11 protein-coding genes and 1 pseudogene are annotated in these 14,628 nt (G+C 54.1%); 10 read left to right on the top strand and 2 right to left on the bottom strand.

The window, feature by feature from the left end; translation table 11 throughout:
* Positions 1-45 precede the first annotated feature (45 nt).
* The 8 genes from TKWG_RS17315 (at position 46) to TKWG_RS23370 (ending at position 11,318) form a co-directional block, all read left to right on the top strand.
* On the top strand, positions 46-2,355 hold the full coding sequence (locus tag TKWG_RS17315; protein WP_014752076.1) for a two-partner secretion domain-containing protein: 2,310 nt from the start codon (positions 46-48) through the stop codon (positions 2,353-2,355).
* 2 nt (positions 2,356-2,357) lie between these two features.
* Entirely contained in the window at positions 2,358-2,573 is a 216-nt protein-coding gene (locus TKWG_RS17310) for a hypothetical protein (RefSeq protein ID WP_014752075.1), read from the top strand.
* Complete coding sequence (locus TKWG_RS17305) at positions 2,554-3,495, top strand: filamentous hemagglutinin family outer membrane protein (RefSeq protein WP_014752074.1); 942 nt, start codon at positions 2,554-2,556, stop codon at positions 3,493-3,495. Before TKWG_RS17310 ends, TKWG_RS17305 begins: the two co-directional genes overlap by 20 nt.
* Entirely contained in the window at positions 3,462-7,022 is a 3,561-nt protein-coding gene (locus tag TKWG_RS17300) for a hemagglutinin repeat-containing protein (RefSeq protein ID WP_050981659.1), read from the top strand. The genes TKWG_RS17305 and TKWG_RS17300 overlap by 34 nt, the downstream gene beginning before the upstream one ends.
* The gene (locus TKWG_RS21895; protein ID WP_050981658.1) at positions 6,998-9,109 is read left to right on the top strand and encodes a VENN motif pre-toxin domain-containing protein; all 2,112 of its coding nucleotides are present in this window, start codon (positions 6,998-7,000) and stop codon (positions 9,107-9,109) included. The genes TKWG_RS17300 and TKWG_RS21895 overlap by 25 nt, the downstream gene beginning before the upstream one ends.
* Before the next feature lie 41 nt (positions 9,110-9,150).
* Positions 9,151-9,444 carry a hypothetical protein gene (locus TKWG_RS17295; protein ID WP_202947733.1) on the top strand — a complete coding sequence of 98 codons (294 nt, stop codon included), beginning with the start codon at positions 9,151-9,153 and terminating at the stop codon, positions 9,442-9,444.
* Positions 9,445-9,998: 554 nt separating this feature from the next.
* Entirely contained in the window at positions 9,999-10,319 is a 321-nt protein-coding gene (locus TKWG_RS17290) for a hypothetical protein (RefSeq protein ID WP_041709618.1), read from the top strand.
* 528 nt (positions 10,320-10,847) lie between these two features.
* On the top strand, positions 10,848-11,318 hold the full coding sequence (locus tag TKWG_RS23370; RefSeq protein ID WP_014752071.1) for a DUF596 domain-containing protein: 471 nt from the start codon (positions 10,848-10,850) through the stop codon (positions 11,316-11,318).
* Positions 11,319-12,177: 859 nt separating this feature from the next.
* On the opposite strand, the gene TKWG_RS17275 is transcribed toward TKWG_RS23370, so the two are convergent.
* A complete protein-coding gene (locus tag TKWG_RS17275; RefSeq protein ID WP_014752068.1) occupies positions 12,178-13,131 on the bottom strand; it encodes an alpha/beta fold hydrolase in 954 nt (317 codons plus the stop codon).
* A 112-nt stretch (positions 13,132-13,243) separates the two neighbouring features.
* Entirely contained in the window at positions 13,244-13,672 is a 429-nt protein-coding gene (locus TKWG_RS17270; protein ID WP_014752067.1) for an organic hydroperoxide resistance protein, read from the bottom strand.
* Between the two features lie 124 nt (positions 13,673-13,796).
* On the opposite strand from TKWG_RS17270, the pseudogene TKWG_RS26665 reads away from it, so the two are divergent.
* Positions 13,797-14,204 (top strand): annotated as a pseudogene (locus TKWG_RS26665) (cupin domain-containing protein); the annotation flags it as partial.
* Between the two features lie 185 nt (positions 14,205-14,389).
* Positions 14,390-14,617: a helix-turn-helix domain-containing protein gene (locus TKWG_RS25435; protein ID WP_322786560.1), complete on the top strand. Its 228-nt coding sequence runs from the start codon at positions 14,390-14,392 to the stop codon at positions 14,615-14,617.
* Positions 14,618-14,628: the final 11 nt, after the last annotated feature.

The raw sequence follows: 14,628 nt of genomic DNA, 5'->3' as shown, positions 1-14,628 counted from the left end.
CATGGCAGGGCGGCTGTGTCGAAGCGTTTGTATCGGTGAGTGAGTATGAATAAACGCTGCTATCGTTTGCGATTCAATCATGTTCGCGGCCAGTGGATGGTCGTTGCCGACATTGTGGTCGGGAGGGGAAAAAACCATGGCGGGCGCGCTTGCCGGGCGGATGGCCAGCCAGGTAAAGCAGGCAATAAAAATTGGCTGGGTATGGCGTTGCCGGCAGGCCAGGGCTTCCCGGCAAATTGCCTGCGGCCCATCGGACAGGCCTTATTGCTTGCGGGCGCGGTGGGTCTGATTACGCTTTTGCCAGGGATTCCTGCCTATGCCCAGATCGTGGCCAATAAAGCCATGCCGGCCCATACGCAACCGTCTGTTGTGACCACGGCTAACGGGTTGCCGCAGGTCAATATCCAGACACCCAATGGCGCGGGTGTCTCCATGAACAATTACAGCCAGTTCGACGTACAGAAAAATGGCGCCATTCTGAACAACTCCATTACCAGCACGAAAACCCAGCTGGCCGGATGGATCCAGGGCAACCCCTTGCTCCATAACGAAAGCGCCCGGGTGATCGTCAACCAGATTCAGTCGGCCGATCCCAGCCGGCTGAACGGATATATCGAAGTGGCAGGGCAGCGCGCCCAGGTGGTTGTAGCCAACCCAGCCGGTATCACTTGCGACGGCTGCGGGTTTATCCAGGCCGATCGCGCGGTGCTGACCACGGGGCAGGTAAATCTTAACCCCTCTACCGGTGCGCTGGACAATTATGTGGTGCGTAGCGGCTTGGTGAACATCGCCAACATGGATGCCAGCCAGACGCCTTATGTAGACGTGCTTGCCCGCGCCGTGAAGGTAACAGGTGCGCTGCGCGCCAAACAGTTGGATATCAAAACCGGCGTCAATACGATTGCCGCCGATACAGGGGCCGTAAAAGTTGACGCCACGGCAACGGAGGCGGCCAAACCCGAAGGTTCCGGCACGCAGGGCGACAAGCCGCAAGTGGCGATTGACGTGGCTGAGCTCGGCGGTATGTATGCAGGGCAGATTACGCTACTGGCGACCGAGCATGGGGTTGGAGTGAACAATGCCGGCAATATCCAGGCGGGGGGCGGCCTGACGCTTTCCAGCGACGGGCAGGTTCACAATCGCGGCACGCTGGCGGCAGACGGCGCGCTGCAGGTACAGTCCGGTTCGTTGCACAACGACGGTACGCTCTATGGCAGAACCGAAACCATCGTCAACGCCGTCGGGGCCTTGCAGAACAACAGTCAAATTCTGTCGGGCGGCAATATCGCGCTGGGCGCGAACGGCGCGCAAGGACGCCTGGCAATGGCGCGCGGCAGCCAACTGGCGGCGGGCCTGGAGGTTCCTGATTCTGCAGATGGGCAACACGTGCCATCTGGCAGCGCCGAGGATCGTCGCTTGAAGCCCGGGCAGTCGATCACGTTGCAAGCCACGCAGCAGGCCACCCTCTCGGGCACGATTCAGGTCGACGGCTTTCTGCTGGCGCAGGCCGACAAGTTGTCGGTTGCCGATAGCCAACTGGCGGCAACAGACATTCGGCTTCGCTCCCGCCAGGAAAATCTGCAGGCCGACAATGCGCAGATCTACGCACAAACGCTGGCGATAGACACGCCGAAACAGATTTCTACAGAGCATGCCCGTATCCAGGCCAATGACCTGCAACTGAATGCGGGGAGTATTCGCAATCGATGGGGCCAGATTGTGCACACCGGCGCGAACCCGTTTGTACTACAGACCGGTGAACTGGATAATCAGGGCGGGCTGATCGCGGCGACATCGGCAAACCTGCATATCAAAAGCGACAGCCTGGACAATACCGACGGGTCTGTGCTGCAAACGGCGCCCACTGCCGAAGCGGCAACGCTGAATGTCACCAGCCGCAAGCTTATCAACACCCGCGGCACGATCCGCAGCAATAAGGGTCAGGTCAGCCTGACGCTGGCCGACAACGACGTGCTGGCGAACCAGGCCGGGCAGATTCGCAGCGGCACGGCAATGACATTGCGCGCCGGCGGCATCAATAACCAGGTGGGCCAGATACGGGCCGGCGAGCGTCTTGAGCTGACGCTGGCTCAGCACGGGCAGGGCTTGGATAACCGACAGGGGACGATCAGCGCCAAAAATGCGAGTGTGGACACCGGCGGGCAAGCCCTGAACAACGCGCAAGGTATTGTGCAGGCTGCGCAGGCGCTGCATATCCGCAGTGGCGAGGTGAATAATGACGGGGGCCTGATTCAGGCAGGACAGGCCCTGGAGATGGACACTGCCGGCCAGCGCTTGATCAATACCAATGCAGGCAAGGACAAGGGGGTGGCAGCGGCGGCACCCTGCAATTGACTGTGGGACAACTGGACAACCGGCTCGGCTTTATCGGCGCGGGCAAGGCAGCGACCTTGCGTGCTGGACAGGTGGATAACCGGCAGGGCAGTGTCGTGGGAAGCGACCAGTTGCATGTGCAGGCAACAGGCCTGGATAACCGGGAAGGCAACGTACAAAGCGTCAAGGGTATGAATCTGAGCCTGGGGGACACCAGCCTTGACAACCGATCAGGCTGATTCGGCTGGCGGTTCATTGGACATTCACGCGGGCGCCATCGATAACGAGTACACCTTCAGTGGCGATCGCGCCGCGCAGCAGCAAAAAGGCATTCAGGCCAACACGGTGTCGCTGGCCGGTAGCGCACTGAACAATCGCACCGGCTTTGTCGCGGCAACGCTGGCGCTGGATTTTAAACTGTCTGAAAAAATCGATAACCAGAACGGGTTTGCAACTTCGCTTGGCACGACCCATCTCAGCGACCCAGCGGGAGGACTGCTCCTGAACAATGAGCAGGGCTATATCAGTGCCAAAACCAGCATGCTTGTGCAAGGGGCGCAGTTGACGGGCCAGTTGGGAACCTTCGCTGCCGACCAGCTTACCCTGGATCTGAAAGGTGATTACCGCAATACCCATTCCCTGATCGGGCAATCGAAGCTGGATTTGACCACATCGGGGGATTTGCGCAATGACGCTAAGCTGACCTCTGGTGGCGCCCTGTCATTGAACGCACATCATATTCAAAACGCGCAGGCCGGCCAGATCCAGGGCAGGCAAGCCCGCGTGAATGCCTCTGGCACGCTTGAGAATCAGGGTCTGATCAACGGGCAGGATACGCTGGTGGTCGCCGAGCAGATCCGCAATCTGGGCTCCGGCCGCATTTACGGCCAGCGCCTTGGCCTGCAGGCCAGGGACATTCTGAATGGCGCAGCACCGAATGGTTCGAACCAGGCGGGCACCATTGCCGCTCATGATCGGCTGGATATCGGCGCGCAAACATTGTCCAACCAGGACGGCGCGCTTATCTATAGCGGGGGAGAGCGGCTTTCGGACGCAGCCTGGATGCCGACAACCATGCGACGGGTACAGCTTCTTCGATCGTCAATAACGGTTCGATTATTGATATTGTGGGTTCCGCGACGGTTCATGCCGAGAAACTGAACAATGTGAATGCGGATTATCGGACTCAATTGCAGCAGGTGGGTATCCGATATGGCACAGATTTCGAGCCCATTCCGGAGCACAGCTCTTATGATCCGAGAATACACAAGCGCTATGGCAGTGACATGGCCGTGGTGATCGACGATGACAAATCGATGGTGTATTACGCCGGACCTGAGGGTAATCTATGGGGTATTTTCGGACAACCAGAGGCGCCAAAAGTCGGCATGCGTATCAAATGGGTGCCGCATGGATATGGGGCATTTCCCCGCAACTATTATCTTGACGAGCGGTGGATAGGCCTTGCGCCCAGTTATTTTATTTCCTATATACGCGTACCTGACGATCGTCCTGAGGCAGATGTTGATCGTCCTGGCGCAGATATTGATCGTCCCGGCAGGGGTACCGAAAAGTACGAACTTGTTTATGAGCCGCTGTACAAGCCTGATGATCCAATCTGGGAGAAAACCGGCATTGCTGCACCGGACCCGAATGTTCCTGAGCCTGAAATCGAAGTATGCGGTACTGGGCCGAATAGCTATTGCAGGTTGGTAGCGAACCCGGCGATGGCCGAGTATATGAAAAACAACCCGAGCTATGATCAACTTAACGCGCTTATCTCGCGATATAACAGTGATCTGCAGGGCTACCACGAGGATATGTATTATCAGTACGAGTACCAGGTCACCACAGAAGAGACACGAATCACGCACAGCAAGCCGGGTGAGATCAGTATCGGCAAAAATCTGGCGCTAACAGGTGGCACGTTCACCAATGATAAAAGCCGGGTATTGATCGGTGGGGCACTGACAGGAGCGGTGCAGTCCATTCACAACATCGATGATGAAAATGCCATTCGCCGGATAACGGAAACCGGCAGGCATCGCAAGCACAACAATAGAGACAGATACGAAAGCTGGAAGAAGTATCAAAACGAACGCGAGGAACACATTACGACAGGTGTGACCGTTGTGCAAATGGGCGCAAACAGCCCAGGCCGCAAGGTTGATATCGCTCCAGTCCCAGACCAGGCCTCTGCCATTGCCGTGGGCGGCGTAGCGCCCGTGAGCGAGGTGTCACTGGGCGGACCACAAATAACGCAGAGCGGTGTCGAACCGGTGGTTCGCACCACCATACCCCGGTTTACACTGCCCACCGTCAGCCTGTACCGCATTCGTCCAGAGAACTACGGCGGCCCATTGATCGAGACCGATCCGCAGTTCGCACAGTATGGGAACTGGCTCACCTCCAACTATATGCTGGAGCAATTGGGCCTGGATCCGCAGAAAACCCTGAAACGACTGGGTGACGGTTTCTACGAACGACGGCTGGTCAATGAACAGATTGGTCAGCTCACCGGCCGTCGATTCCTGGGTGGATATGAGAACGACGAGGAGCAGTATCGCGCGTTGATGAGCAACGCGGTCACCTTCGCCAAAAAATTCAAGTTGGTACCCGGTATTGCGCTCACTGCCCAGCAAATGGCGCAATTGACCAGCGATATCGTGTGGCTTGTCGAGCAAACCGTGACGCTGCCCGATGGCACGAAGCAGCGGGTGCTGGCGCCGCAGGTATACGTTAAGACTCGCAAGGGCGATTTGCGCGGCGATGGCGCATTGATCGCTGCCGATACCATCAAACTGGACGCCGATACGATATACAACAGCGGGACCGTTGCCGGCAGGCAGTTGGTGAACATCACTGCCGACAGTATCAGGAATATGGCCGGTGGACGCATCAATGCGAGTCAGATTGATCTGGCTGCCAGGGATGATATCCGTGTTATCGGTGGGGCGATCACGGCAGAACAGGCACTCAAGCTGCAGGCAGGTCGCGATATTGAGATTGCCAGTACGCTGAGCCATTCGGACAGCCGTTCTGGCCAGGACCGGTATCAATATACGGGCATTGATCGCCTGGCCGGCCTGTACGTGACCGGCGCGCAGCAGCCCGGCCAGTTGCATGTACAGGCAGGGCGCAATCTGACACTGACCGCCGCTGCTGTGGCCAATGCAGGCAAGGCTGATGAGAGCAGTACGACCTTGCAGGCCGGCAATGACCTTGCGTTGAAGACCCTGACCACAAGTAAAAGCGACCTGGTAGTGAGCGATGCCAGGAACTTTGTCAAAAGAGCGTCTTCACAGGAGGTGGGCACGCAGATCGCCAGCGAGGGCGACATCCGGCTGCAGTCGGCCAATGATGTCACGCTTAGGGCGGCCGATGTCACCAGCCAGCAGGGCGCCGTGGTGGTTCAGGCCGGGCGTGACATTCGCGTTGAAGCCGGTTCGTCTGAGCTTTCCGGAACCTTGCAAAATTACGAGAGCAAGCGCAGCGGCCTGGCCACCAAATCCTCAGTCATCAAGAGCGACGTGCAGCGGCAAACGTTGCAGGGCAGCGCTGTCAGCGGCGACACAGTAAGCCTGCTGGCCGGGCGCGACCTGAGCATTGTTGCCAGCGACGTGGTCTCAGATAATGACACCACTCTGGTCGCCAAAAACAATCTTCGGGTTGAAGCCGGGACCGAAAGAAGTCGCGAGCACGACTATCGCAAGACCACCAAATCCGGCATTTTGAGCGGCGGCACGCTGGGCTTTACCATCGGCTCGCAAAGCAGCACCTACCGGATGGATGCCGAGGGCGCCATCCAAAGCCAGGCGCGCAGCAGCGTGGGCAGCCTCAAAGGCGATACCCGGCTGCTTGCGGGAGAACAACTCACGGTTCGCGGTTCAGACGTATTGGCCCAGGGCGATGTACTGCTCAAAGGCAAGGCCGTGGTCATAGACCCTGGCACAGACCAGCGGCAGAGTAAAGAAGTACATGAGTTCCAGAAAAGCGGCCTGACTATTGGCGTAGAAGTGCCGGTGGTTGAGGCTGTGCAGGCGGCCGTGCGTGCGGCCGAGCAGAATGGCAAAAGCAAAAATGCCCGCGTCAATGCGATGGCGGCGGCCAATACCGGATGGTCTAGCTACAAGGCCGCGCAGCAAATGGGCAATATGGGGCAGGCCATAGCCCAGTTGCAGGCGGGCGACGCCAAGGGAGCAGCCAGCACCTCTGGCATTAAAGTGTCCATCACTTATGGCAGCCAAAGCAGCCGCAGCAGTACCGAAGTGCAGCAGACACAAACCAGCGGTAGCCAAGTGCTTGCGCAGAACACTGTCACCGTGCTGGCAACAGGCGGGGGCGCGGGATCGGACATTACCGTCACCGGTTCCGATATTGCCGGCAAAAAAGGCACTATTCTGATAGCGGATGATGCCATCAACCTTGCTGCTGCAGCACAAACGTATAAAGAGCGCAGCAAAAACAGTTCAGCTGGCGGCAAAATTGGTGTATCGGCCGGCTACGAAAATGGCTCAGCGGCATTGGGTATTACGGTAGGCGCGAATGTTGGCAAGGGCCATGGCAAGGGCGATGAAACCCGCTATGAATACACTCATGTGGGCGATCGCAATAGCCAGACTGTGCTGCACAGCGGCGGTAGCACCACCCTGAAGGGCGCCAGGTGGCCGGCTCGCAGGTGGTGCTGAAGGCATCGGATCTGTCCATAGAGAGCCTGCAAGATACCTCGACCTACAAGGGCAAGCAGCTAAACGCCAAGGGTGAAGTGACCATCGGTTACGGGGCTTCTGGATCTGGCAGCGCGTCCAAATCCAAAATCTCGGCCGACTACGCCAGCGTCAATGCACTCTCGGGCATCTTTGCGCAGGACCAGGGTTACCAGATCGATGTTGACGGTCATACCGATCTGACGGGGACTGTCATTACCTCCAGCGCCGAGGCTGAAGCCGAAGGTCGGAACCGTTTGACGACGGGTACGCTGGCAGCGCGCGACATCAAAAACTACAGTCGGGTGAAGGCAAGTAGCGTGGGCATTGGTGGCGAAGGCGGGATCATGGGCGGTTCTGGACTGGGCGGAGCAAAAGGTCTGCAGGCCAGCATGGGCTTTGGCTCGGTCAGCAGCAATGAGAGCAGCGTAACGAAAAGCGGCATCAATACCGCCAATATCAACATCACTCGGCCAAAAGCGCAGCAGGAGAAGACTGGAAAATCCGTTGCCGAGACTATCGCCGAGATCAAGACGCCGCTCACGAGCGATGAGACCCTGGCCTACACGGGCTTGGGCAATAGCTTCGACAAAGAAGCGGTTCAAAAAGAAATTGACTTGCAACGCGACGTGTCGCAGGCCTTCAACAGTACCACCCAGAACGCGGCAGGTGAACTTAAAAAACGCATCGCCAGCAACGATGCCCTGTTCGAGGCGGGGCTGATCAGCGAACAAGAGCGCGATACGCGCAATTCCTCGCTGCGCAACTATGCGTGGATACTTGAAACGGTGGCTGCGGGTCTGGCAACGCCATCCAACAGCCTGGCCGGCTCGCTCGTGGCAGCGGCCAGTCCGACCGTTGCTAAGGAAATCGGCCAGCAGTTCAAGCAGACTGGTCAGGAAGGCAGCGCTGGGCACTACCTGGCGCACGCAGGATTGGGCGCAGTGGTGGCTGCGGCGACTGGCAACAACATCGCCGGCAACGCCCTAGCTGCCGCCGGGGCCGAAGCGGCTGCGCCGATTGCAGCCAGCTGGATCTATGGCAAAGGTGTTGGGCAACTGACGCCGGATGAGAAAGCGACGGTGAGTTCGATTGCGGGTCTGGCTGGGGCTGGGATCGCAGGTGCAGCCGGTGGGGACGGGCGCAGCCTGGTCAGCGGCAGTGTGGCGGGGCGCACGGCGGTGGAGAATAACTATCTGACTGCCGAGCAGCTGGATAATTTTGCGCAACGGGCCAGAAATTGTTCTGGAGCGTCATGCAAGAAAGTCATCCAGGACATGGTGGATACCAATGTTCAACAGCAGGAGGAAATTAAAGCCGTGTGCTCAGCATCGCCTGAGCAGTGCCATCAAAAATATGGTTATTTGATTGAACAGTGGGATGTTTTTGATAAATCGATAAAGAAACTGGCAGCGGATAACACACTGCCTGGCGAGTTCCGTGACTATTTGCCTGCTATTTATATGATGGATGCGGAAGCGCAAGGCATTGCGGTTGAGTATGGCTGGAGCAAGCGCTTTGAGGCGATGGGGCTTGATAGGGAAACAGCTGAAATTATGGCTGCTGCACTTCCGATGATGGCGGGCATCAAAGGTGCCAGAGATTCCAGGGGTAGCAACAAAGGGGTTAATGGGTCACGCAATAACGATACTCAGACAGCTGCTGGTATCGGAAATAGTGAGAGAGGAAATCAATCACTTAATTTCAAACAACATATATCTGAAGAAACGGAGATTATCAGTGCACATAATAAATTCCCGTCGAATCCTAATGACCTTACTAAGGTTTTAGGAGTATCACCTAAGGTATCGACAACGCAGCATGGGACAACTAGAATGCTTTGGGAGCCAAATGCTAATACGAGAATTCGTTATGAAAGTCATCCGGGAGATAGTGGACCTTTTAATCCTCGTCACCACGGGGAACATTATCACATCGAAGTTAAACCGGAAAACTTGACTTGGAACCAAGCAAAAAAACAGAATGCAATTTACAAAGTAAAGCCAGAAAATTATAAAGTTGGGAACGGCACAGGCTTTCTACCGAATGAACGACACCCTGGGAAATAAATATGTTACTAAATGATTTTCACATCTCTGATGGAAAAATATTGAAGATTGAATCAAATGTTTTGGATTTGAAATTGACATTCAAAGATTGGAAAGGAAAAAAATGGTTAATAATTTTTAACGAGGTTCTATCAATCCAAGCGATGAGTATCGAAGATGAGGATCTGTCTCATGTCCAAATATTTGAAAGCGATGTTTTTAAAAAACCTACAATGGAATACTTTCCTGACGAAAGGGAGGACCGTTTTCAAAGCTATAACTTTTACGGTGCATGGTCAGAAAATGCTTTACTAAAAATAGTTGCGACTAATGAGTACGCCATCATTGAATTATGAAAATGAGCGATCTCAACGAGCCGATGATTGTACTCAAGCCTTGGGCTAACAAGAGGGGTGAAGTCATGGAAGTTAAACCCATCAAATGACGGAAAAAATGTTAGTTAAGGAAAAACTGGAGCGTATGGCTGTTTTGTTAGAAATCGGCGGTTACCTTGACTGGTCAAAAAGCATTTCAAGTGGCGTGGCGCCATAAATGCTGACCCGTGTACACCTCCTTCGGGGGGGTACTGATCAAGCTCAGAAGGCGCTATCAACAGCTTTCTAGTGGGGAATAACCAAAATCGTTTACCAAATACTATAAATCCCAGAATAATTTGATCAAGATTGAGGAAATTTAGCCAATATAGTCGGAGAATTCAAAATTAAATTTGCGACCGAAATAATAGTAGCTATTCGGGAATGCTGTACCTTTCTACCCCAGTCAGGCACGTTGTTGTCACGGAAAACTTCTGCAGCATTCTGAAAAAAAGGGCTGCTCTCTCGAAAGTGAGACGCAGATAGAAATGTTGATCAACTGAAAAAGGACCATTGGAGTGAAGAGGTTATTATCTATGACAAGAAGTTTAGTTTTTGGAAAGTTCAGCTTGCCAATAACTTTTTGGGCATGGGGTATAGGCGGAGGAACATTACTTGGCATAGTGGGGTTTGGAGGTTTTCATTATGGTTATCCTCTTGTATTCGCAGTGACTAGTATTCTGAAGTTCATTCTTTTCGCGATGGTTCTTTCTGGGATATTTTTTAGATTAAAACAGAAAATAACACTACTTGGCTTAATAGCGTTTTTCGTTGTCCTATTGCAAGTTTTATTGGGGGTTGTAGCGATTATTGTTTTTTCGGCCGCATTGATTGAATGGTTTTCACAGAACGTTTAACTAGGATTGCAGGAATAGTCCGCAAATAATGATGTAGCGAGAGAAATAAAGAATGTCATATGAGGCCTCAAGAACAATTTTAGTTTATACCTTTTTGGGATCATGGATCGGTGGTGTATTTTATGATTGTTTTTTACTACTCAGAAAGGCATTCTTTTGGGGGTATTCAGATTATGTTTTGAGCGATATTGTTGTCTACTTAAGTGTAGTCTTTATGCCTATCAGTGCGATAAAAGGGTTGATTTTCTGGCCACCCGCATTCTTGTCAGGGGTTGTTGCTTCGTTTTTGAAGCTAAGTAGAACCCTGTTTCTCTTGTATTTATTTCAACCGCTAGCGCAGCTTTAAGTTACCTTCATGCCGATATATTTTTATCGTATGTCGCGTTTCCGTACGTTTTAGAAACATCCTTGATTGCGTTTCTGGCATCCATAATTTGCGGCTTGTACGTGTTTCCAGAGCCACGCCATCCAGAGCTGAATAGTAAATCTGTCAACGCTGTCTGGAAACCTTCTACGGATGGTTTTCTCGTGTCAGACGAGCTTCTGCAACAAATTTGGAATGCCGTGCAAGGTTCTGACGCGAATGCCTTGTGGACATATGTTTGTTTGCGCGTACCTCGAATATCAGTAGCGTCGTATCAAGTGCGCAAGGATTTTTTTCTTTGCGTCGTTTCCTGCCTGATGAAGGAAGGGCGACTGAAACTTGCACATAAGGGGAAATATTGTCCTGGTGCGATTGAGGAGCAAGTGCAGGGTTATTTTGATAGGTGGCCCGAGGACGAGGCTAAGCTAGATCGAATCAATTTTCAATTTACGGTGGATTCGGAAGGACGTTTTGTTGACTTCTGGGCCAAATGTGGATTTGTATGGGTTTATAAAGATGGATTCGAAATTTGGACGTATGCGGCACACAAGCTGCGGCGGTACAATTTTTATCAACATGATCAGATACAGGGCCAACACGATGCCGTGGGTAAAGCTATGTTGATCAAGCAATGAATAAAATTGAGATATTAGATAAGCGGGATGCAGGCCTTGAACATCGCGAAAGAGGTTCTTAAAACGGTATTATTGTTTACATTCATTGGGTGTTGGATTGGAGGTACTCTGTTATTTTTGCAGTTCTATATATCGTCCCTATTCAAGAAGGCGATAAATAGCGATCTATGTTTTGAGATGGTTTTGTTACCGCTTCAAGGTGGGATTGGCATTTTTTTTATTCCGCCCGCATTTTTTACCGGGTGTATTGCGGCGTCGTTACCAAAAGAATATAGAGCGGTTTCCGTTCTATTGATTTCAATCGTCGGAACTATATCTAGTTATGAGTACGCTATCTGGCTTTCAGGTAAAGACAACCAGGCCTTAGCGTTGGAGAGTGCTGTACTGGGTTTAATTGCATCTGTTGCTTGCGCTTTATATACCTTCCGAAAGAAACAATGAGCTACTGTCAAATACAAGATAGCTACTGCAAAATGCAAGATGGCCCTGCTGATGGACGTTCATAGCAACGTCAGGAGTATTCCTTAAATTAAAGACAAGAAATACTCCTAGGTATGCGATTATGAGCCAGGTCGGCAACCGCTTGCAGCATGTCGCGGCTAAAACCGGCTTTGGCTTGTACTGCCATGCCATGTAGCACCGCCATCAGAAAAGCAGCAAGGGCAGCGGGTTTGGCTGTTTTGGGCAAGTCGCCCTCTGCCTTTGCCCGTTCGAAGCGTTCACGAAGCTTTGCTTCACCGGCTGCTTCGATCGGATAAGGCGTGTCTGCTGTTTAAGCGCGCTTATCGTCACAACGAGGACAGAGGACAAAAAGCCGACCATTGGGGCTGCCCCCGGTCGGCGTTTTGTTGCGATCCTCTTAGTTCTGCAGAAATTGCAGCAGATCCTGGTTAAAGCGTTCTTTATGCGTATCGGTCAGTCCGTGCGGTGCACCGGAATAAACGATAAGCTTGGCCCCTTTTATCTGAGCGGCAGATGCCTTGCCGGCGGTGTCTATCGGCACAATCTGGTCGTCATCTCCATGAATCACCAAAGTAGGCACATCGAATTTTTTCAGGTCCTCACGAAAATCCGTAGCCGAGAAAGCCGCGATCGAATCATAAGTGTTCTTGTGCCCGGCCTGCATGCCCTGCGCCCACCAGCTATTGATCAGGCCTTGCGAGACCTTGGCGCCTTTACGATTAAAGCCGTAGAAGGGGCCGGATGCCAGATCAAGATATAACTGCGAGCGGTTTTCCAGCGAGGCCTTGCGCAAGCCATCGAAAACCTCCAGCGGCACACCTTGCGGATTTTCGGCCGTTTTCAACATGAGCGGCGGTACCGCACTGACCAGGACGGCTTTCTTGACCCGACTGGTGCCATGGCGGCCAATATAGCGCGCTACTTCGCCGCCGCCCGTGGAAAAGCCCACTGCGGTTACGTCTTTCAGATCAAGGGCATTAATTACGGCGGCCAGGTCATCGGCGTAGTGGTTCATATCATTGCCGTCCCAGGGCTGGCTGGAGCGGCCATGTCCACGACGGTCATGGGCAACCACCCGGTAGCCCTTGTCGGCCAGAAAGAGCATTTGTGATTCCCAGCTGTCCGAACTAAGCGGCCAGCCATGGCTTAAGGTAACGACCGGTCCGTCTTTTGGCCCCCAGTCTTTGTAGTACAGGCGCACGCCGTCGGTCGTGGTGATGTAGTTGCCGTCTACAGTGGCATGGGTAGCCGTTTGTGTGGCGGCGGTGGGTTGTGCCGCGTGAGCGGTAACACCCGTTTGCAGAGAGGCGGCCAGCAGGCCTGTGGCGATTGCGCGGGAAGTCTTGTTCATGGTAATACTCCTGAATTGAGTCAAATGAAAAAAGGTCAGATGCAAGAAGACGTGAGGCCGAATAAAAAGGACAACTGAAATAAAAGGCCAGACGAAATACAAAAGTGTGAAATTAGTTACCGAGTACCAGCGTCACGTCGATATTGCCGCGCGTCGCATTGGAATACGGGCAGACAACGTGGGCCTGGTCGACCAGCGCCTGCAGCGTGTCGTGGTCGATCCCGGGGGCGGTAATGGTCAGTCGTGCCTGGATGCCGAAGCCGGTGGGGATCTGGCCGATGCCGACCTGGCCAGTCACGGTTGTGTCTGCGGGCAAGGCAACTTTCTGTTTGGCGGCGACGAATTTGAGCGCACCCAGAAAGCAGGCCGAATAACCGGCGGCAAACAATTGTTCCGGATTGGTGCCGGGGCCGCCGGCGCCGCCCAGTTCGCGTGGAGTGGACAATTGCACGTCAAGCACCTTATCAGAGGAAGTGGCGCGGCCTTCCCGGCCTCCTGTGGCAGTTGCAGTGGCGGTGTAGAGAACTTTTTCGATAGACATAATGATGATTCCTGTTAGGTGATTTGCTGGTTGGGGAAAGTGTTATCCCGTAAGACGTATTCTGCGCGCACTGACAGGACTGTTGGTGATGTAAAATCCTGAAAACTTACCCAGGAGTATTAAAATGGCTGACAGGCTTGCAGCGCTGATGGCGCATTTCCCTGTAACCGCGCAGGTGTTCAATACCAGCGCGCTGTGTGGCATTAATACGGTGCAAAGCGATGGCGCCAACGGACAGCTGCATTTGGTGCGCAGTGGTGCAGTCCAGGTGCAATACGGCAGCCAGGTGCTGCAGGTAGATCGCCCCAGCCTATTGCTGTTCCCAAGGCCGATGACCCATCACTTTGTGACCGACCCCGAACTGGGTGCGGACATGGTCTGCGCCAATCTGGCATTCGAAGGCGGCGCAGGCAATCCGATAGCCTCGGCGCTGCCCGACCTTGTCTGCCTGCCGCTGGCAGATGTTGATGGCGCCGAGCCGATATTGGCGCTGTTGTTCGAAGAAGCGTTCGAGCAGCGTTGCGGGCGCATCGCGCTGGTTGAGCGGCTGTTCGAGGTGGTGATGATCCAGGTATTGCGCCAGCTGATGGAAAGCGGTCAAATCCATGGCGGCCTGCTGTCCGGCCTGTCGCACGCCCGCCTGCGTAATGCGCTGGTAGCGATGCATGAGACGCAGCGCAGGACTGGACCCTGGATGAATTGGCAACGGTTGCGGGTATGTCGCGCAGTGTCTTTGCCGCAACGTTTCGCGAGACGGTGGGTATCACGCCGGGGCAGTATTTGCAAGGCTGGCGCGTGCGGCTGGCGCAAAAGGCCTTGCGGCGCGGACGCCCCTTGAAGATGATTGCTGCCGAAGTGGGCTACGGCAGCGAAGCGGCACTGTCTCGTGCGTTCAAGGCGCAGTCTGGGCAATCACCGCGGCAGTGGAAGGCGGGGTATATGTAGTAGAGGCGAGT

This window comes from Advenella kashmirensis WT001 (assembly GCF_000219915.2).
Lineage (GTDB): Bacteria > Pseudomonadota > Gammaproteobacteria > Burkholderiales > Burkholderiaceae_B > Advenella > Advenella kashmirensis.
The sequence above is the reverse complement of the archived record's forward strand: the minus strand, read 5'-3'. Positions and strand labels throughout refer to the sequence as shown.

Coding starts and splice junctions, on each gene's coding strand:
- TKWG_RS17270 (WP_014752067.1), bottom strand. CDS start 13,672: ATGTCTATCGAAAAAGTTCTCTACACCGCCACTGCAACTGCCACAGGA.
- TKWG_RS17315 (WP_014752076.1), top strand. CDS start 46: ATGAATAAACGCTGCTATCGTTTGCGATTCAATCATGTTCGCGGCCAG.
- TKWG_RS17275 (WP_014752068.1), bottom strand. CDS start 13,131: ATGAACAAGACTTCCCGCGCAATCGCCACAGGCCTGCTGGCCGCCTCT.
- TKWG_RS25435 (WP_322786560.1), top strand. CDS start 14,390: ATGTCGCGCAGTGTCTTTGCCGCAACGTTTCGCGAGACGGTGGGTATC.
- TKWG_RS17290 (WP_041709618.1), top strand. CDS start 9,999: ATGACAAGAAGTTTAGTTTTTGGAAAGTTCAGCTTGCCAATAACTTTT.